Here is an 18857-nt window from a genome sequence, read left to right as displayed (position 1 = left end):
TCGGAGCGTCCCGCCCGGTTCGTCGGCGGTCCTAGTAGACCGCCGCCTGGCCCTCCCGGTCGTAGAACGGGCGGGTCTGCGCGCGCAGCCACATCGCCACCGGGTCGTGCTCGTCGGCCAGCGCGACCGTGCACACGGGCACCCCCTCGGGCACCGCCCCGACCGACTGCCGCATCATCTCCCGTACGGATTCCAGCGCGGGCGCGGAGGCGTCGTAGAGGTCGAGCCCCACCGCCAGGTACGCCGACCCCAGCGAGGGCTGCACCCAGGCGCGGCGCAGCGAGCGCACGGCGGGCGTGCGGTGCGCGTGGCGGGTCAGCAGCCCGTAGAACTGCGGCAGCTCCAGGGAGGGCTCGGAGAGCCGCAGCGGGCCCGCCGGCATCCGGTCCAGGCCGGTGGCGACGCGCCGCAGGTCGGCCCAGGGCACGCCGAGCCCGCCGCCCTGGGCGTGCGGGTTGACCCACAGGCCCCAGCGGTCCGGGTAGAGGGCGCGGGCGATGTCCCGGCCGGTGACCACCTCGTAGCCGCGGTTCCAGCCGCTCGCGGCCAGTTCCTGCGGGGAGGTCACGCAGGGCGCGTAGCCGAGGCCCTCGACCTCCATGCCGCCGTACTGGGCGTCCGGCGAGCCCGGCTGCCCCTGCCACAGCAGCATCCACAGCCGGCCCTCCGCGAGGGCGTGCAGGAATGACTCGTAGCTCTCATAGCGCCCGGGAGTCACCTGGCGCAGCATGTGCTCGACCTGCCCGGCCGCGGCCGTGCCTGACGCACTCACCCGGTACCCCTCTTCGTCCGCCCGTCGTCCACACGTACCAACCAGCTTAAGCGGCGCTACGGGAGGTAGAAGGGGCGTACGCGCTCACGAATCCACTCCGTGACCGGGTCCTCGGCGGCGTCGAGGAGGATCAACTGCACGGGCCAGGGCGCCGGTACGCGGGCCAGGGCCCGTCCGAGGGCCTCCAGCGGGGCGGCCCGGACCTCGGGATCCCATCCCACCAGGCGGACACCGACGTACAGCTCGGGGGCCCCGCCCTCCACGCTGGCCAGGCAGCGGTACGCGGCGGCGACCACCCCGGTGGCGCGGAACTCCTCCGCGGCGGCGGCCAGGAAGTCGACCGGGTCCTCCTGCCAGTCGGGCTCGAAGAGCCGGACGCGCCCGCCGGTGGCCGGGCCGTCGAGCGGGGTCCGTCCCGTGCGGCACAGCTCGGCGACGGCGGCCGGGGGCAGCGGCACCCCGACGGCCCCCTCCGGGTTCACGGCGATGCCGAGCTGCGGGGGCAGGCCGCGGGCGAACTCCACGGCGGGGGCGACGGCGAAGGCCATGCCGGGCCCGGCGCAGAAGCGGAACTGTGCCTCGGAGCTGTAGACGGGGACGTACGCCTCCCCGCCGATCAGCATCGTGGGCAGGTCGAGGCTCCCCTGCTCGGGGCTGCCGCCCTGGGGCAGCGGTACCCAGACCGGGCTGCGCCCGAGGACCTCCAGGATCCGCTCCCCGGCGTCCGTCTGCCCGAGCGCCGCCCCGAGCACCTGCTCCAACTCGTTCGCCGGCCAGCCGCTGCCCTGCATGTGCCCCTGCCCTCCGTATGTCCCGCCGATGTGCTGCCGAGGCTATCGGCAAGGGGCGCGCCGGCCGGAGCCGGCCGGGGAAGCGGAGTCAGCCGTGGAAGGCGATGGAGGTCACGGCGGCGGCCGAGCGGCGGTCCAGCAGGATCGCGGAGGCGCACCCGGCCGGCGGGCGACCGGCCTCCGCCTCCCGCAGCAGCCGGCGGACGGCGCCGCGGTGCCGGGCGAAGGCGTACGCGGACACGCGGCGCCCCCGCGCCGCCTGCCCGGCGAGGGCCTCCTCGGCGGTGGTGTCCAGCAGCAGCAGGTGCAGGGAGCCGCCCCGGCGGCGGGCGACGGCGGCGAGCAGGCCCCGGACCCAGCTCTGGGTCCCGCAGTCGTGGACCACTACGGATTCGCCGGAGCCGAGCTTGCGCCACAGGCCCCAGTAGTGGGCGGCGCGGACGAGCGGCCGGTACGCGGCGTAGGGGAGGGCGGCGGGCATCCGGTGCTCCCAGCGCTCGCGGGCGTCCTGGGAGTCGATGCCACCCCCCGGGGCGGCCCGCTTGATCAGGGTGCTCTTGCCACCGCCGGGCAGCCCGGAGACCACGACGATGTCCCCGGCCGGGAAACCGAGGCGCTGCGGTACGCACACGGCGGGTCCGCGCAGGTCACGGACCGGTCCGGCGCCTTCGACGAGGACGCGCGGGTCCGCCCCGCGGCCCCGCTGGGCCGGTACCCCGTCGACTGTTCCCGTGGTGGTCATGAGTCCGAATCTCCGCACAGTGTCTCCCCCCGAAATCGGGCCGCGAAAGCCCCGTGCCCACTGAGTGTAAAGAGACGGTAATCCGGCGGTCCCGGTTCCGCTCGTACGTTCTTGCGGGCCCCGCCGCCCGCTCCCGGACGTCCCGTGCAATGATGTGCGCCATCTGGACACCAACTGCATACCGGCCGCTTGAATCCGCGCGGGAGAGTCCCGGCAGGGCCGCAAGGCCGTGCGCGGGCGCCGAAGGAGCAAGTACCTCCCTTGAATCTCTCAGGCCCCGTACCGCGTGGATGAGGCAGATCTGAAAAGCGAGCCGCGACGCGACCGTCCCCCGACGGCCGTCGGCGCGTGCTCCACCCAAGGTGCAAGCCGTGGAATTTCCCCCGTACGCGCGGGAACTCCCGGCGAACCTCTCAGGTTCCGATGACAGATGGGGAGGATCGTCCTCGTCATGTCATGCCCTGGGACCCGGGAGCCACACCCATGAGCACTGCCCCCCGCCTGACCGCGCTCGACGCGCTGCACCGTTCGCTCGGTGCGACCATGACCGATTTCGCGGGCTGGGACATGCCGCTGCGGTACGCCAGCGAGCGCGACGAGCACAACGCCGTGCGCACCCGCGCCGGCCTGTTCGACCTGTCCCACATGGGCGAGATCACCCTGACCGGCCCCGAGGCCGTCAAGGTGCTGGACTACGCGCTGGTCGGCAACATCTCCACCGTCGGCGTCGGCCGCGCCCGCTACACGCACATCTGTCAGGAGGACGGCGGGATCCTGGACGACCTGATCGTCTACCGCCTCGGCGAGACCGAGTTCATGGTCGTCGCCAACGCCTCCAACGCCCAGGTCGTGCTGGACGCGATCACCGAGCGCGCCGCCGGCTTCGACGCCGAGGTCCGTGACGACCGCGACGCGTACGCGCTGATCGCCGTCCAGGGCCCGGAGTCCCCCGGCATCCTGAAGTCCCTCACCGACGCCGACCTGGACGGCCTGAAGTACTACGCCGGCCTGCCCGGCACTGTCGCGGGCGTCCCCGCGCTGATCGCGCGTACGGGTTACACCGGCGAGGACGGCTTCGAGCTGTTCGTCTCCCCCGAGCACGCCGTCGCGCTGTGGCAGGCGCTGACCGAGGCGGGCGCGGGCGTCGGCCTGGTCCCGGCCGGACTGTCGTGCCGCGACACGCTGCGCCTGGAGGCGGGCATGCCGCTGTACGGGCACGAGCTGACCACCTCCCTCACCCCGTTCGACGCGGGCCTGGGCCGGGTCGTGAAGTTCGAGAAGGAGGGCGACTTCGTCGGCCGCGCCGCGCTGGAGGCCGCCGCCGAGAAGGCCGCCACGAACCCGCCGCGCAAGCTGGTCGGCCTGATCGCCGAGGGCCGCCGCGTCCCGCGCGCCGGTTTCCCGGTCGTGGCCGACGGCCAGGTCATCGGCGAGGTCACCTCGGGCGCCCCCTCCCCGACGCTGGGCAAGCCGATCGCGATGGCGTACGTAGACGCGGCGCACGCCGCGCCCGGCACCTCCGGCGTGGGCGTCGACATTCGCGGTACGCATGAGCCGTACGAGGTCGTGGCCCTGCCGTTCTACAAGCGGCAGAAGTAGTTCCGCACACGGCCGAGCCGTGCACCAGCCGTACGGGAAGCCGTCCGGCCGCGTCTCAGTACCCGAGACCGCTGTTCGTATCCACTCCCCCGCATCCAGGAGAATCAGGTCATGAGCAACCCCCAGCAGCTGCGTTACACCAAGGAGCACGAGTGGCTGTCGGACGCCGTGGACGGCGTCGCGACGGTCGGCATCACGGAGTTCGCGGCCAACGCGCTCGGTGACGTCGTCTACGCCCAGCTCCCCGCGGTCGGCGATACCGTCACCGAGGGCGAGACCTGTGGCGAGCTGGAGTCGACCAAGTCGGTCAGCGACCTGTACTCCCCCGTCTCCGGCGAGGTCGTCGAGGCCAACCAGGACGTCGTGGACGACCCGGCCCTCGTGAACTCGGCGCCGTTCGAGGGTGGCTGGCTGTTCAAGGTGCGCCTCTCGGCCGAGCCCAGCGAGGTGCTCTCGGCCGAGGAGTACGCCGCGCTCACCCACTCCGACAACTGACACCCCAGGGGATCTCGATGTCTGTACTGAACACCCCCCTCCACGAGCTCGACCCGGACGTCGCCGCCGCCGTCGACGCCGAGCTCGTGCGCCAGCAGTCGACCCTGGAAATGATCGCGTCGGAGAACTTCGCTCCCGTCGCCGTCATGGAGGCCCAGGGCTCGGTCCTGACCAACAAGTACGCCGAGGGCTACCCGGGCCGCCGCTACTACGGCGGCTGCGAGCACGTCGACGTCGTCGAGCAGATCGCGATCGACCGGATCAAGGCGCTGTTCGGCGCCGAGGCCGCGAACGTCCAGCCGCACTCCGGCGCGCAGGCGAACGCCGCCGCGATGTTCGCGCTGCTGAAGCCGGGCGACACGATCATGGGCCTGAACCTGGCCCACGGCGGTCACCTGACCCACGGCATGAAGATCAACTTCTCCGGCAAGCTCTACAACGTGGTCCCGTACCACGTCGACGAGACCGGCGAGGTGGACATGGCAGAGGTCGAGCGCCTCGCCAAGGAGTCCAAGCCGCAGCTGATCGTCGCCGGCTGGTCCGCGTACCCGCGCCAGCTGGACTTCGCCGCCTTCCGCCGCATCGCGGACGAGGTCGGCGCGTACCTGATGGTCGACATGGCGCACTTCGCCGGTCTGGTCGCCGCCGGTCTGCACCCGAACCCGGTGCCGCACGCCCACGTCGTCACCACCACCACGCACAAGACCCTCGGCGGTCCGCGCGGCGGTGTCATCCTGTCGACGCAGGAGCTGGCCAAGAAGATCAACTCCGCGGTCTTCCCGGGCCAGCAGGGCGGTCCGCTGGAGCACGTGATCGCGGCCAAGGCCGTCTCCTTCAAGGTCGCGGCCTCGCCCGAGTTCAAGGAGCGCCAGGAGCGCACCCTGGAGGGTGCGAAGATCCTCGCCGCCCGCCTGGTCCAGGACGACGTCAAGGCCGTGGGCGTGGACGTCCTCACCGGCGGCACCGACGTGCACCTGGTCCTGGTGGACCTGCGCAACTCGGAGCTCGACGGCCAGCAGGCCGAGGACCGCCTCCACGAGGTCGGCATCACGGTCAACCGGAACGCCATCCCGAACGACCCGCGGCCGCCGATGGTGACCTCGGGCCTGCGGATCGGCACGCCGGCGCTGGCCACCCGCGGTTTCGACGCCGAGGCCTTCACCGAGGTCGCCGAGATCATCGCGCAGGCCCTGAAGCCGGCCTACGACGCCGAGGACCTGAAGGCGCGCGTCTCGGCGCTCGCCGCGAAGTTCCCGCTGTACCCGACGCTGTAGCGAGCGGGCAGGGCCCGGCCGTGTTCTCCACAGGGCCGGGCCCTTTTCATGACCACTGTCCCCGGCGGATGCCGGACTCGGTCCCTTCGCGTGTTCCGCCGCGCCAAGCCCGGCCCGCCCCGCCCCTTCCGGCCGCCCGCCGCGAGGGTCCTCTGCCCCCTGACCTGTCCTGGCTCGGCTCCGCCGGCTTCGGCGGCCGCGGCACCGTCCCGGGCGGGCGGACATCGCCCTGGTGGCCGCCATGGCCCTCGTCACGTACTCCTGGGCCGTGCGGGCCGGCGCCAGGGCCCACCGGGCGGGCCTGCCGGGGCCCGGACCCCGTGCTGGACCCGGTACCGGCCGACGCCGCCGGCCGGTGCCGGAAACCGGAGCGCGAGCTGACTCACGCCTGACCGCCACGTCCGGCAGCAGAACCGTTCATCTCCACGCGTTACGCTCGTCTGCCGGACGAAAACAGCAGATCCGCCCCTTTGATCACCACCCCTCTTGATCACCACCCCTTCCGATCAAAGACCGCTCCACCTCCTGCCCCCTCCCACCCCACGAGCAGACAAGGGAGTCCGCCAGTGGCCATCTCCGTCTTCGACCTCTTCTCCATCGGCATCGGCCCGTCCTCCTCCCACACGGTCGGCCCGATGCGCGCGGCGCGCATGTTCGTCACGCGGCTGAAGAAGGACGGCGTCCTCGCCCAGACCGCCTCCGTCCGCGCGGAGCTCTTCGGCTCCCTCGGCGCGACCGGCCACGGCCACGGCACGCCCAAGGCGGTCCTGCTGGGGCTGGAGGGGCACTCCCCCCGCACGGTGAACGTCGAGACCGCCGACGCCGAGGTCGAGCGCATCCGCCAGAGCGGCCGCCTGCGGCTGCTGGGAGCGGAGATAGGCGATGGCCACGAGATCGCCTTCGACGAACCGAACCAGCTGATCCTCCACCGCCGCCGCTCGCTGCCGTACCACGCCAACGGCATGACGCTCTTCGCGTACGACGAGTCCGGCACCCCGCTCCTGGAGAAGACCTACTACTCGGTCGGCGGCGGGTTCGTCGTCGACGAGGACGCGGTCGGAGAGGACCGGATCAAGCTCGACGACACCGTGCTGAAGTACCCCTTCCGCTCGGGCGACGAGATGCTGCGCCTGGCCAACGAGACCGGCCTGTCGATCTCCTCCCTGATGCTGGAGAACGAGAAGGCCTGGCGCACCGAGGAGGAGATCCGCGAGGGCCTCCTGGAGATCTGGCGGGTCATGCAGGCCTGCGTCTCGCGCGGCATGTCCCGCGAGGGCATCCTCCCGGGCGGCCTGCGGGTCAAGCGCCGTGCCGCCTCCACCGCGCGCCAGCTGCGCACCGAGGGCGACCCGATGATGCACCGCAGCGAGTGGACCACCATCTACGCGATGGCGGTCAACGAGGAGAACGCGGCCGGCGGGCGCGTGGTGACCGCCCCGACCAACGGCGCGGCCGGGGTGCTGCCCGCGGTCCTGCACTACTACATGAACTTCGTGCCGGGCGCGGACGAGGACGGCGTGGTGCGCTTCCTCCTCTCGGCGGGCGCGATCGGCATGCTCTTCAAGGAGAACGCCTCGATCTCGGGCGCCGAGGTCGGCTGCCAGGGCGAGGTCGGCTCGGCCTGCTCGATGGCGGCCGGCGCCCTCGCCGAGGTCCTGGGCGGCACCCCGGAGCAGGTCGAGAACGCCGCCGAGATCGGCATGGAGCACAACCTCGGGCTGACCTGCGACCCGGTCGGCGGTCTGGTGCAGATCCCGTGCATCGAGCGCAACGGCATGGCCGCCGTGAAGGCCGTCACCGCCGCGAAGATGGCGATGCGCGGCGACGGCAGCCACAAGGTGTCCCTCGACAAGGTCATCAAGACCATGAAGGAGACCGGCGCCGACATGAAGGTCAAGTACAAGGAGACCGCCCGCGGCGGCCTCGCGGTCAACGTCATCGAGTGCTGACCGGCGGCGCCCGGAGGTGACCCGGGAACGGTGACGGAGCGGCCCGCTGCCGTGGCGGCCGCGCGGCCCGTCGCCGCGGCGCCGTCGAGCCCGTCCTCCTCGCGGAGGGCGGGCTCTTGCGCGTGCGGGCCCCGGGGGCGGGGCAGGGGCGTCACCGTAGGCCGCTACGATCTCGCGTACCGGCGAGGGGGGAAGCGTGGAGACGGTGCACTGGGCGTCAAGTCCGCAGGCCTCGGGGTCATTTGAGGGCCACAACCCGATCGCGCTGCTGGTGATCGTCCTGGTCGGACTGGTCACCGCCGCCGCCCTGCTGGGCTACGCGGCCGGTGCGCGATCGCCCCGGCGCAGGATCGCCGCCGCGTGCGGGGCGGGCGCCGTCGGCCTCTACGTGTGGGGGACGCTGCCGCTGCTGTTCCTCGACGAGAGCGCCACCTTCGACGCCTGCCTGAAGACGGTGGGCCGGGAGCGGATGGCCCGCGTGGACGAGTACCGGGCGACGTACGTGCCGCTGGGGCTGGAATGCCACGTGCGCGACGACCACCGCAGCCACGCCACCGCCGTCCCCCCGTACGTCAACCCCGGCGTGGCCGTCCTGCTGCTCGGAGCCCTCGGCGCCGGGGTCTCCGCGCTGATCGGCGTACGGGTGCCCCCGGGCCCCGAAGACGGGCCGAGCGGCCCGTCCGGGTCGGGACCTTCGGCGCCCGGCCGCGCCGGGGACGTGGGCTAGCGTGCCGGAAGGGACCGGGAACACCCCGCACGAGAGGAAGGCGCACCCGATGGACACCGCCGTCACCGAACACCGCGTCCTGCCGCTCCGGCTGGAGGCGTCCCCCGCGCCGGTCGCCCTCCAGGGGGTGTTCGTGTACCGCACGGGCCGGCCCTACGAGCTGGCCGTCGACTTCCGCGGCGCGGGGGTCCACCTGGCCCGCTGGGTGTTCTCCCGGGAGCTGCTGCTCGACGGGGAGGTCACGGCCACCGGCGAGGGCGACATACAGGTGTGGCCCCGCTGGGAGGGTTCGGAGCCGCGGGTCTTCCTCGCCTTCAGCAACGGCCTCCAGAGCTGCGTGGTCTCCGCCCGGGCCAAGGACGTGCGCGAGCTGTGCCGCCGGATGACCGCCCTGGTGCCGCGCGGGCAGGAGCGGCGCCACTACGACCTCGACGCCGAACTGAGCGCCCTGCTGGCCCACTGACGGGCCCCGGAGCCCCCCTGCCGCACCCGCCTGCCGGTCTTCCCGGAAAACGGCCCGCGGGCCGTGCAACCATGCGCCCCCGGGCGGTGTCCTACCCGGTGACACCCTTGTCCCCGTCTCTGAAGAATCGGGGGGACGTCATGCGTCACCTGCATCGTCCGAGCCGTCGGCGGATCGTGGCCCTGGCCACGGGTGCGCTGCTCACCGCCGGGCTCGCGCTCGCCGGTCCGGCCACCGCCGCCGCCTCCTCCACGTCGGCCACCACCACCCAGACTCCGCTCGTCGTGAACGCCCGCTGGGGCGGGCACTGCACCTTCGACCGGATCGTGATCGACCTCCAGGGGTACGTACCCGAGGTCAACGTCAGCCCCGTCTCCAAGCTGGTCTACGACGGGTCCGGCAAGCCGGTCCCGCTGGCCGGCAAGTACTTCCTGGAGATCCGTCTGCACCCCGCCGCCGGACACGACGACGCGGGTCAGAACGTCTACAAGGGCCCCAAGCTCCAGAAGATCTACCTCAGCAAGCTCAAGGGCCTCGCCATGACCGGCGACTACGAGGGCTACGTGACCTTCGGCGCCGCCTTCGACACCCGGCCGGCCTACGGCGTCACCGTCCTGCACAACCCGGAGCGGGTCGTGGTGGACGTCTCGCACCCCAACACGTGCTGACCTGACCGGCACGCCGTCCGGGGGCCCGGGGTGTCGCACACCCCGGGCCCCCGGCGTCGTGCCGCCGGATCCCGGACGGACGGGGTACGGGGCTCAGCGGTGTTCGGGGTTGGGGAAGTCGAAGCGGCAGCCCGCGTCCCACAGGGAGCGCTGGTTGCCGTGTGCGGGGACGCCGCCCGCGCGCTTGAGGAGCGCGGCCAGGTGCATGAGGTTCCAGGACATGAAGGCCGTGTTGCGGTTGGTGAAGTCGTTCTCCGGGCCGCCCGAGCCGGGGTCCAGGTAGGAGGGTCCCGGGCCGGCCTCGCCGATCCAGCCGGCGTCGGCCTGCGGGGGGACCGTGTAGCCGAGGTGCTGGAGGCTGTAGAGGACGTTCATGGCGCAGTGCTTGACGCCGTCCTCGTTGCCGGTGATCAGCGCTCCGCCGACGCGCCCGTAGTAGGCGTACTGGCCTTTTTCGTTGAGGATCGAGGAGCAGGCGTAGAGCCTCTCGATGACCTGCTTCATGACGGAGCTGTTGTCGCCGAGCCAGATCGGGCCGCAGAGCACGAGGATGTCGGCGTCCATGATCTGGCTGTAGAGGACCGGCCACTGGTCGGTCTCCCAGCCGTGCTCGGTCATGTCCGGCCAGACACCGGTGGCGATGTCGTGGTCGACGGCCCGGATCAGTGAGGTCCGGGCGCCGGCGGCCTCCATGACGGCGCGGCTCCTGGCGATCAGTCCCTCGGTGTTGCTGGGTTCGGGCGAGCGCTTGAGCGTGCAGTTCACGTAGACGGCGGAGAGGTCGGAGTAGGCGGGAGCGCCGGAGGAGGTGTCAGCCACGCCCCCCACGCTGACCGGCCGGGGCCCGGACCGCCATCGGACCGCACCCTTCCGGGGCACCGCCGGACGGCCTCCGGTCACCCCCGCGCACGGGGGCGGGTTGTTACCGGTCGGCGCGGACGACTACTGTCAGCGGGCCTTGGTGTTCGGGAAACCGGTGGGAAACCGGTGCGGCCCTCGCCACTGTGATCGGGAAGTCCGGCTCCACTCCTGCGGGAAGCCACTGGGTTCCGCGCGGGAGACCGCACGGCCCCGGGAAGGCGGAGCCAGGGCATCAGTACCCGTGAGCCAGGAGACCGGCCGGGGCGCGTCGTCCATCCACGAGGTGCTGGAGAGGTCTCTCTACTCATGCATATAGCCGAGGGGTTCCTTCCCCCTTTGCACGCGGTCGCCTGGGGCGCCGCGTCCGCTCCCTTCGTCGTCCACGGTGTCCGCGCCCTCACCCGCGAGGTGAAGGCCAACCCGGAGAGCACCCTGCTGCTCGGAGCGTCCGGAGCGTTCACTTTCGTCCTGTCCGCCCTGAAGATCCCTTCGGTGACGGGCAGTTGTTCACACCCCACCGGCACCGGACTGGGGGCCATCCTCTTCCGGCCGCCGATCATGGCGGTGCTCGGCACGATCACCCTGCTGTTCCAGGCCCTGCTGCTGGCGCACGGCGGACTCACCACCCTCGGTGCCAACGTCTTCTCGATGGCCGTCGCCGGCCCGTGGGCGGGCTACGGGGTCTACCGGCTGCTGAAGAAGTTCGACGTGCCGCTGATGGTGACGGTCTTCTTCGGCGCCTTCTTCGCCGACCTGATCACCTACTGCGTGACCTCCGTCCAGCTGGCGCTGGCCTTCCCGGACCCGGGCAGCGGTTTCGTCGGCGCGCTGGAGAAGTTCGCGGGCATCTTCGCCCTCACCCAGATCCCGCTCGCGGTCAGCGAGGGCCTGCTCACCGTGCTCGTGGTGCGGCTGCTCATGCAGTCCAGCAAGTCCGACCTGGTGCGCCTCGGCGTCGCCAAGCTCACCGGGACGAAGACGAAGCAGGAGGCGGCGCTCTGATGACCAGGAACGCGAAGATCAACACCCTGCTGCTGCTCCTGGTGGCGGCGCTGGCCGTGCTCCCGCTCGCGCTGGGACTCGGCGAGGGCAAGGAGGAGCCGTTCGCGGGCGCCGACGCGCAGGCGGAGGCGGCCATCACCGAGCTGAAGCCGGACTACGAGCCCTGGTTCTCCCCGCTGTACGAACCCCCGTCGGGCGAGATCGAGTCGGCCCTGTTCGCCCTCCAGGCGGCACTCGGCGCGGGCGTCCTCGCCTATTACTTCGGCGTGCGCAAGGGCCGCCGCCAGGGCGCCGCGCTCGCCGCCGCGGCCGGTACCGCCGACCCCGCCGGCACGGACCCGGGGGCCGGCCCGGCTCCGGCGTCCGCGACCGGCGCGGAGCGCTAGCGCGGTGCTGCCGATCGACGTCGCGGCGCACAGCAGCCGCTGGCGCCGCCGCCATCCACTGGAGAAGGCCCTGCTGGGACTGGGCCTGACGGTCACCGCCGTGTGCCTGCCGCCCTGGCCCGGCGGGCCGCTGGTCGCCGCGGCGACCCTGGCGGTGCTGCTCGGCCCCGCCGGGGTGGCAGGGCGGCAGCTGTGGCGGGCCTTCCGGGTCCCGCTCGGCTTCTGCTGCACCGGGGCGCTGCCGCTGCTGGTGTCCCTGGGCGGCCCGGGCGGATTCGTCTCGCTGGCCCCCGACGGGCCCCGGCACGCCGGGGAACTGCTGCTGCGCACCTCGGCGGCCTCGCTGGGCGTGCTCCTGTTCGCCTTCACCACCCCGGTGTCGGACGTACTGCCCCGGCTGGTGCGGGCCGGGGTGCCGGCGCCCGTCGTCGACGTGGCCCTGGTCATGTACCGGATCGGGTTCCTGCTGCTGGACGCCACGGCCCAGGTCCGCCGGGCCCAGGCGGCCCGCCTCGGGCACACGAACCGGGCCGCGGTGTGGCGTTCGCTGGCCGGGCTCGCGGCGACCTCGTTCGTCCGGGCCTTCGACCGCGCCGGGCGGCTCCAGGAGGGGCTCGCCGGGCGCGGCTACGACGGCACCCTGCGCGTGCTCGTCCCCGAAGCCACCCTGTCCTGGCGGTTCCTCACGGCGTCCGCCGCCCTGCTGATCTCCCTGGTCGGCGTGACCCTCGTACTGAAGGAGCTGTATCCGTGACCCGGTTGGTGGAGCTGGTCGGCGCGGGCTACGCCTACGAGGACGGCCCGGCCGTGCTCTCGGGCGTGGACTTCGCCATCGAGCGGGGCCGCGCGCTGGTCCTGCTGGGCCGCAACGGCAGCGGCAAGACCACGCTGATGCGGCTGCTCAGCGGCGGCTTGCGGCCCGGGCCGGGCGAACTGCGCCTCGACGGCGCGGCCGTGACGTACGACCGCGCGGGACTGACCCGGCTGCGGACCTCGGTACAGCTGGTGGTCCAGGACCCGGACGACCAGCTCTTCGCGGCGTCCGTCGAGCAGGACGTGTCGTTCGGGCCGATGAACATGGGCCTGACCGCGCCGGAGGTCCGCGAGCGGGTCGACTCCGCCCTGGCCGCCCTGGACATCACCGCGCTGCGGGACCGGCCCACGCACCTCCTCTCCTACGGGCAGCGCAAGCGCGCGGCGATCGCGGGCGCGGTGGCGATGGCCCCGCGCGTGCTGATCCTGGACGAGCCGACGGCCGGACTGGACCCGGACGGCCAGGAGCGGCTGCTGGACGTCCTGGCGGGCCTGCGCGAGGCGGGGACGACGGTGGTGATGGCCACCCACGACGTGGACCTCGCGGTCCGCTGGGCCGACGACGCGGCGGTCCTCACCCCGGCGGGCATCCGGACCGGCCCGGCGACGGCCCTGCTCTCGGACCCGGAGCTGCTGGCCTCCGCGGGCCTGCGCCAGGCCTGGTCCCCGGCGGTGACGGCCCTCCTGCGCGCCCGGGGCCTGCTCGACGAGGACTCCCCCGGCCCGCGCGTCCCGGAGGCACTGGCCGCCTGGCGCTAGGGCCTGTCGTCAAACTCCCGTCGTCGCCCGGAGGGCGGCCCTGCGGCGTCTGGTGCGTGCTCTCGGTGCGCCGGGCGGAAGCCCGCGTACTGGACGTACTTGGCTTTCGCCCGGTGCGGCGAGAGCGCGTGCCAGGCGTCGCGGGGCAGACGGGAGTTTGACGACAGGCCCTAGTCCCGTGGGCCTTGCCGGTCACGGCACCGGGGAGCGTCCTCGAAGTCCTGCCCGCCCCCCTGCCCGCCCTCCGGGGTTCGGCAGGCCTTCGGCGGCACTCCCTAGGATGGCCGCATGTCGCTCCCGCACGCCATCCTCACCGCCCTGCTCGAAAAGCCCTCGTCGGGGCTGGAGCTGACCCGGCGGTTCGACAAGTCGATCGGGTACTTCTGGTCCGCGACGCACCAGCAGATCTACCGCGAGCTGGGCCGGCTGGAGGAGGCCGGGCTGATCCGGGCCCTGCCCAGCGAGGTGCCGGTCCGGGGTCAGAAGAAGGAGTACGAGGTGCTGCCCGACGGCAGCGCCGAGCTCGCCCGCTGGGTCGGCGAGAGCCAGGACCCCAAGCCGATGCGGGACCCGCTGCTGCTGCGCATCCGGGCGGCGGGCGTCGTGGGGCCGCAGGGGCTGCTGCCCGAGCTGCGGCGCCATCTGGAGCTGCACCGGGGGCAGCTGGAGACGTACGGGGCCATCGAGGCGAAGGACTTCCCGCCGGACCGGGACGCCGTCGAGGACCGGCTGCGCCGGCTCGTGCTGCGCGGCGGCATCGCCCTGGAGACGTTCTGGCTGAGCTGGCTGGAGGAGGCGCTCGCCGAGGTGGGCGACATGACCCCGTCGCAGGCCCCGCCGGAGGGCGGGACCGGGGGCGGCGCCTGACGCGCCCCCGCCGGGGCGGGCGGGGGCGGACGGCGCGCGGGCCGGCCGGCCGCGCGGGGCCTACTTGTTCAGGGAGGCCCAGAACTCGTCGAAGCTGAGCAGCTTGTCGCCGTTCGCGTCCTTGGAGGCGATGACGGCGTCCGCGACGGCGCCGGTGACGTACGCGTCACCCATGGCCTTCATGGCCGCGCTGTACTCGTCGGCCGTGACGAAGCCGTCCCCGTCCGCGTCGAACTTGCCGAACGTCGCCCGTGCGCTCTCGATGTCCGCCACTGGGTCCACCCCTTCTTGGTGCTTGTTGACCGGCCCAGGGTAGCCGCCCCCGGGGCGGTCGCCGCCCGCGGGTCCCGTTCGACCGGCAGAAAGAATTTCAATTACCCTTCCGTAACGCGGAAGTGATAATTCCAGCCAACAAATCCGGCCCCCACTTGTCACGCTCCGGGATCACGGCATAACGTACCGGCATTGCCGCCACACCGGGAGCGCAGGGCTCCCAGGGACAAGCGGCAACAAGGGCGATCACACAGGTGACGATCACAGCTGACGCATCATTCGAAGTTCTGCCCTTCACCCGCACCTGCCGCCATATCTGGGAAGACGGCGACCATGTGCTCATCGGAGTGAGTCCTGGCAACAGCTACTTCAGTGCCGAGCGCATATCCAGTCTTGCCCGATGGGCCACGACCCGCTTCGCGCAGGTCGACTTCGTGTACGCAGACCTCCACGTCGACCGGATGTTCGCCGCCTTCGGCTACACCCGGGAACATGCGGAGAAGCGTGCGGCGAAAGAGATCAAGGCGGTCCGGAGGAGGATTCTCAAAGGCGTGGAGGAATCAGGACCTCCACAGGCCGAGATCCGAGTGAGGGCGCTTTCGGAGTTCCAGTCGAACCCCGTCTACCAACTCCTGCACCGACGCGTGCTCCATTTCCTGGAGACCGATGACGTATTCCGCAAGGGATGCGAGGAAATGGCCCTTCACTTTGTCGGCTCCAAGTTGCCGCAAGGTGAATCGATCACAGACGCGCAGTTGCAGGTCTGTTTCGATTACATGACAGCGGAGCTGCCCTTCTTCGTGGACACTCCGAGCATTCTCGACGTGCCGTCCTCGGTGGCGGCCTACCACGTCAAGATGCCCATGACGGACGTCCTCTTCGCCCGGGGCGGGGGCCTGCGCGCCACCCGCAACCAGGCCTACGCCGTCGTACGCCCCGAGGCCGCCCTGGCCGGCGGGACCCCCGGGACCGTCGGCGCCACCGACACCGCGGACCACGCACCGACCGAGAGGACCGTCGATGAGCGTCGAGCAGCTTGAGGACCGGGGCAGCCGGGAGCAGGAGCAGCTCCTCGACTTCCCGCTCTCGCGGCGCGGTGACGTGCTGCCCGAGGAGTGCTCCTGGCTGCGCGAGAAGGCACCGGTGGCCAAGGTCCGTACCCTCACCGGGGATCCGGCCTGGCTGGTGAGCAGCTACGCCCTGGCCAAGCAGGTGCTGGAGGACGAGCGCTTCAGCCTGAAGGACACCGCGAACGCCGGGGTGCCCCGGCAGTACGCGCTGACGATCCCGCCCGAGGTCGTCAACAACATGGGCAACATCAACAGCGCCGGCCTGCGGAACGCGGTCATGAAGGCGCTCAACCCGCGCCAGAAGGGGCTCCAGGACCTGCTGCGCGCCACGGCCGGCGAGCTCCTCGACCGGCTCGTCGCCGAGGGCGGCCCGGCGGACCTCCGGGCGGGGTTCGCCGACCCCTTCTCGGCGGCGCTGCACTGCCAGGTGCTGGGGGTGCCCTTCGAGGACTGGCGCCGCCTGATGTCGGGGCTGGACGTCGCGTTCATGACCGCCCGCGAGCCCTTCGCCGACTCCGGGCTCAACTGGTACAAGGACGTCGGCTACTTCGCCGAACAGCTGCGGGCCCAGCTCGCACTGCCCGCCGAGGAGCGTACGGGGCTCCTCGGACGGTTCGCCGACCTGAAGGAGGCCGACCCCGAGTCGGCCCACCTGACGGACGACATGTTCGCGACGGTCGCCGTGTCCCTGTTCGGCGCGGGCGCGGTGTCCACGTCCGCGTTCCTGGTCCTCGCGGTGCTCGCGCTGCTCCAGCGGCCCGAGCTCATCGGGTACCTGCGCGCGCACCCGGAGCGCATGGGCAAGGCGGTGGACGAGCTGCTGCGCTGGAACCTGTCGGTCGGTGACGGCCTGCCGCGCATCGCGCTGGCCGACATCCAGGTCGGCGAGGTCCTGGTGAAGGAGGGCGAGCTGGTCCTGGTCCTGCTGGAGGGGGCCAACTTCGACCCGGAGGCCTTCGCGGACCCGGACGAGCTGGACCTGGAGCGGGAGGGCCCGAACGCGCACCTCGCCTTCGGCGCGGGCCGGCACTTCTGCCCGGCCTCGGCGCTGGGCCGGGCGCACGCCGAGATCGCGCTGGAGGTGCTGGTCGACCGGCTGCCGGAGCTGCGGCTCGCGGTGCCGGCGGAGAACCTCGTCTGGCGGACGGGCTTCATCAAGCGGCTGCCCGAGCGGCTGCCGGTGGCCTGGTGACCGCCGGCCGGCGGTGAGCTGAGGGGCGTTCGGCGGAACGCCCCCGCGTGACCCGGTGTCCCGGGGGCTGTGCGAGCTCCCGGGGCACCGTCATGCCCGGCGGGCCTTGCCGGTCACGGCACTAGCGGAAGATCCCGGTGTGGCCGAGCGAGTAGCGGCCGGGCTGCGGGTACACGGCGAGTCCGTGCGGGCCGTCACCGACCGGGATCCGGGCCAGCTGCTTGCCGGTCACGGTGTCGATCGCGTAGACCTCGGAGTTGTAGCGGCCGGACAGCCACAGCACCCGGCCGTCGGCGGAGACCCCGCCCATGTCGGGGCTGCCGCCGTCCGGCAGCTCCCACTTCTTGGTGAGCCGGTTCTGCTTGAAGTCGAAGACCGAGATGGTGCCCTCGCCCCGGTTGGGGACGTACATCTCCTTGGAGTCACGGCTGATGTACAGGCCGTGGCAGCCCTTTCCGGTGGGCAGCAGCTTGGGGGTGTCGAACTTGTCTCCGCTGAGCACCCACATGCCGTGCGCCATCATGTCCGCGACGTAGAAGGTCTTTCCGTCGGGGGACACCTTCACGTCCTGCGGCATCGCCCCCTCGAAAGGCAGCTTCTGCTGGCCGATGACTTCCATCTTCTCGGTGTCGACCTTGAGCAGTTCGCCGGAGAACTCGCAGCTCACGATGAAGTACCGGCCGTCGGCGGAGAAGTCCGCGTGATTGACGCCGAAACAGGTCACCGGGACCGTTTTCACGCGGTTCATGGTGTGCGGATCGCGGAAGACCAGCTCGCGGTCCAGGGAGGCCATCACGATCGCGTACTTCCCGTTGGGCGTGAAGTAGAGGTTGTACGGGTCGTGCACCTCGACGGCATCGCCCGCCTCGCCCGTGGCCGGGTTGATCGGGGTGAGCGTGTGGCCGCGGTTGTTGTTGACCCACAGGGTCTTCATGTCCCAGGAGGGCACCACGTGCTGGGGCTGGACGCCGACCGGGATCGTGTCGATGACCTTGTAGGTGGCCGGGTCGATGACGGACACCGTGTTGGAGTTGGTGTTCGGCACGTAGATGCGCGGCGGGAAGTCCTTGACCACCGGGGAGAGCTTGCCGGGCCGGTTGGCCGCGTACACGTCGTTCGGGTCGAGCACGGGCGGCATCCCCGGCAGCCCGGGGGGCGCTGCGGGCACGACCGCGGCGGGGCGGGCCGGCCCCTTGGAGCCGAGCGCCTCGGGCGTGCCCTTCCCGCCGGATCCGCAGCCGGCCAGGGCGGCGAGGACCAGTCCGGCGAGGAGCGCGGTGGCCTTCCGTGGAAGGCGGTTCGTGGTCATGAGGTCAGCAGCTCCGTGGTGGTCACCGCGCGCAGCTTGCGGCGCGCGAGTTCTTCGAGGAGGGGCGGCATCGCGTCGACCGTGTCCGCGTAGCCGAAGTGCAGGCTCACCACCGATCCGCCGAGGATCGTCCCGGTGACGGTGCGGATGACGGCCGCGGCGCCGGGCGAGGTGAAGTCGAGGGAGTCCACGTCGTACGAGAGGACGTGCGGGTAGCCCGCCCGCTGGGCCAGCGTGCGCACGAGCGGGGTGGCGTACTGGGTCTGCGAGGGCCGGAACCAGGTGCCGATCGAGCCGGTGAGGCGCTTGAGCCGCTGGGCGCAGCCGGTGATCTCGGCGTAGGCCTCCGCCTCGGACATCTCGTTGATCGCCAGGTGGCGCTGGGTGTGGTTGCCGAGTTCGTGGCCGCCGTCCAGGACGCGGCGGGCCATGTCGGGGTACGTGTCGAGCCAGGCGCCGATCGCCAGTACGGTGACCCGGGCCCCGGCCCGTTCCGCCTCCGCGAGCACGGCGCGGGCGGTGGCGGGGTCGCCGTTGCCGTGGAAGGTGAGGGCGACCCGGGGCCGGTCGCGCGGGCCGTGCGCGATCTCGGCGGGCTGTCCGGCGAACCGGCGGGGGGCGGGAGCGGGGGCGGCCGGGGCGGGTTTGGCGGTGGCCTTCGCCGGTGCGGCGGGGGCGGTGGCCCGGTCGGCGGTCCGGTCCGCCGCGCAGCCGGCGGTGAGGCCGGCCAGTGTGGCGACGCCCGCGCGCAGGGCCGCTCGGCGGCCTGGTGGTGAGAACACCTGCCCATTTAAGGGGTGGAAGGACCGGAAGGTAATGATTGACCCAATTCGGGACCTTCGCCG

At 72.2% G+C, this 18857-nt stretch carries 21 protein-coding genes and 2 riboswitches; of the genes, 14 read left to right on the top strand and 7 right to left on the bottom strand.

Going from position 1 to position 18857, the window contains the following annotated elements; translation table 11 throughout:
* Positions 1-31 precede the first annotated feature (31 nt).
* The 3 genes from AC07B0_RS19480 to AC07B0_RS19470 all read right to left on the bottom strand — a co-directional run bounded on the left by AC07B0_RS19480 (position 32) and on the right by AC07B0_RS19470 (position 2305).
* On the bottom strand, positions 32-772 hold the full coding sequence (locus tag AC07B0_RS19480; protein ID WP_356878306.1) for an enhanced serine sensitivity protein SseB C-terminal domain-containing protein: 741 nt from the start codon (positions 770-772) through the stop codon (positions 32-34).
* A gap of 56 nt (positions 773-828) precedes the next feature.
* The gene (locus AC07B0_RS19475; protein WP_356878307.1) at positions 829-1563 is read right to left on the bottom strand and encodes an enhanced serine sensitivity protein SseB; all 735 of its coding nucleotides are present in this window, start codon (positions 1561-1563) and stop codon (positions 829-831) included.
* 88 nt (positions 1564-1651) lie between these two features.
* Entirely contained in the window at positions 1652-2305 is a 654-nt protein-coding gene (locus AC07B0_RS19470) for an AAA family ATPase (RefSeq protein WP_356878308.1), read from the bottom strand.
* A 190-nt stretch (positions 2306-2495) separates the two neighbouring features.
* Positions 2496-2600, top strand: a riboswitch (glycine riboswitch).
* A 188-nt stretch (positions 2601-2788) separates the two neighbouring features.
* Here AC07B0_RS19470 and gcvT point away from each other — a divergent pair.
* The 7 genes from gcvT (at position 2789) to AC07B0_RS19435 (ending at position 9480) form a co-directional block, all read left to right on the top strand.
* On the top strand, positions 2789-3904 hold the full coding sequence (gcvT, locus tag AC07B0_RS19465) for a glycine cleavage system aminomethyltransferase GcvT (protein ID WP_467290618.1): 1116 nt from the start codon (positions 2789-2791) through the stop codon (positions 3902-3904).
* A 111-nt stretch (positions 3905-4015) separates the two neighbouring features.
* Positions 4016-4399, top strand: coding sequence for a glycine cleavage system protein GcvH (gene gcvH, locus AC07B0_RS19460; RefSeq protein ID WP_356878310.1), 384 nt, complete (start codon positions 4016-4018; stop codon positions 4397-4399).
* Between the two features lie 17 nt (positions 4400-4416).
* The gene (gene glyA, locus AC07B0_RS19455; RefSeq protein WP_356878311.1) at positions 4417-5673 is read left to right on the top strand and encodes a serine hydroxymethyltransferase; all 1257 of its coding nucleotides are present in this window, start codon (positions 4417-4419) and stop codon (positions 5671-5673) included.
* 566 nt (positions 5674-6239) lie between these two features.
* A complete protein-coding gene (locus AC07B0_RS19450) occupies positions 6240-7622 on the top strand; it encodes an L-serine ammonia-lyase (protein ID WP_356878312.1) in 1383 nt (460 codons plus the stop codon).
* A 196-nt stretch (positions 7623-7818) separates the two neighbouring features.
* A complete protein-coding gene (locus tag AC07B0_RS19445) occupies positions 7819-8349 on the top strand; it encodes a hypothetical protein (RefSeq protein ID WP_356878313.1) in 531 nt (176 codons plus the stop codon).
* A 49-nt stretch (positions 8350-8398) separates the two neighbouring features.
* A complete protein-coding gene (locus AC07B0_RS19440) occupies positions 8399-8812 on the top strand; it encodes an SsgA family sporulation/cell division regulator (RefSeq protein WP_356878314.1) in 414 nt (137 codons plus the stop codon).
* Between the two features lie 140 nt (positions 8813-8952).
* Positions 8953-9480, top strand: coding sequence for an AMIN-like domain-containing (lipo)protein (locus AC07B0_RS19435; protein WP_356878315.1), 528 nt, complete (start codon positions 8953-8955; stop codon positions 9478-9480).
* A gap of 93 nt (positions 9481-9573) precedes the next feature.
* On the opposite strand, the gene AC07B0_RS19430 is transcribed toward AC07B0_RS19435, so the two are convergent.
* A complete protein-coding gene (locus AC07B0_RS19430) occupies positions 9574-10299 on the bottom strand; it encodes a flavodoxin family protein (RefSeq protein ID WP_356878316.1) in 726 nt (241 codons plus the stop codon).
* 123 nt (positions 10300-10422) lie between these two features.
* Positions 10423-10618, top strand: a riboswitch (cobalamin riboswitch).
* Between the two features lie 29 nt (positions 10619-10647).
* Here AC07B0_RS19430 and AC07B0_RS19425 point away from each other — a divergent pair.
* The 5 genes from AC07B0_RS19425 to AC07B0_RS19405 all read left to right on the top strand — a co-directional run bounded on the left by AC07B0_RS19425 (position 10648) and on the right by AC07B0_RS19405 (position 14168).
* On the top strand, positions 10648-11343 hold the full coding sequence (locus AC07B0_RS19425; RefSeq protein WP_467290610.1) for an energy-coupling factor ABC transporter permease: 696 nt from the start codon (positions 10648-10650) through the stop codon (positions 11341-11343).
* Entirely contained in the window at positions 11343-11729 is a 387-nt protein-coding gene (locus AC07B0_RS19420) for an energy-coupling factor ABC transporter substrate-binding protein (RefSeq protein WP_356878318.1), read from the top strand. Before AC07B0_RS19425 ends, AC07B0_RS19420 begins: the two co-directional genes overlap by 1 nt.
* A gap of 4 nt (positions 11730-11733) precedes the next feature.
* The gene (gene cbiQ, locus AC07B0_RS19415; protein WP_356878319.1) at positions 11734-12483 is read left to right on the top strand and encodes a cobalt ECF transporter T component CbiQ; all 750 of its coding nucleotides are present in this window, start codon (positions 11734-11736) and stop codon (positions 12481-12483) included.
* Positions 12480-13301 (top strand): energy-coupling factor ABC transporter ATP-binding protein, encoded by an 822-nt coding sequence (locus tag AC07B0_RS19410; protein WP_356878320.1) that lies wholly within the window; start codon positions 12480-12482, stop codon positions 13299-13301. The genes cbiQ and AC07B0_RS19410 overlap by 4 nt, the downstream gene beginning before the upstream one ends.
* A 288-nt stretch (positions 13302-13589) precedes the next feature.
* Complete coding sequence (locus tag AC07B0_RS19405; protein WP_356883386.1) at positions 13590-14168, top strand: PadR family transcriptional regulator; 579 nt, start codon at positions 13590-13592, stop codon at positions 14166-14168.
* 60 nt (positions 14169-14228) lie between these two features.
* On the opposite strand, the gene AC07B0_RS19400 is transcribed toward AC07B0_RS19405, so the two are convergent.
* Positions 14229-14441 (bottom strand): EF-hand domain-containing protein, encoded by a 213-nt coding sequence (locus tag AC07B0_RS19400; protein WP_356883384.1) that lies wholly within the window; start codon positions 14439-14441, stop codon positions 14229-14231.
* Between the two features lie 254 nt (positions 14442-14695).
* Between AC07B0_RS19400 and AC07B0_RS19395 the strand changes: the two genes are divergently transcribed.
* Positions 14696-15481 carry a tRNA-dependent cyclodipeptide synthase gene (locus AC07B0_RS19395; protein ID WP_467290603.1) on the top strand — a complete coding sequence of 262 codons (786 nt, stop codon included), beginning with the start codon at positions 14696-14698 and terminating at the stop codon, positions 15479-15481.
* Positions 15462-16703 (top strand): cytochrome P450, encoded by a 1242-nt coding sequence (locus AC07B0_RS19390; RefSeq protein WP_478898637.1) that lies wholly within the window; start codon positions 15462-15464, stop codon positions 16701-16703. The genes AC07B0_RS19395 and AC07B0_RS19390 overlap by 20 nt, the downstream gene beginning before the upstream one ends.
* Positions 16704-16824: 121 nt before the next feature.
* Here AC07B0_RS19390 and AC07B0_RS19385 read toward each other — a convergent pair whose 3' ends face one another.
* Positions 16825-18012 (bottom strand): YncE family protein, encoded by a 1188-nt coding sequence (locus AC07B0_RS19385; RefSeq protein ID WP_356883378.1) that lies wholly within the window; start codon positions 18010-18012, stop codon positions 16825-16827.
* Entirely contained in the window at positions 18009-18794 is a 786-nt protein-coding gene (locus AC07B0_RS19380; protein ID WP_478863272.1) for a polysaccharide deacetylase family protein, read from the bottom strand. The genes AC07B0_RS19385 and AC07B0_RS19380 overlap by 4 nt, the downstream gene beginning before the upstream one ends.
* Between the last annotated feature and the right edge of the window lie 63 nt (positions 18795-18857).

This window comes from Streptomyces sp. NPDC044704, assembly GCF_056433525.1.
The sequence above is the reverse complement of the archived record's forward strand: the minus strand, read 5'-3'. Positions and strand labels throughout refer to the sequence as shown.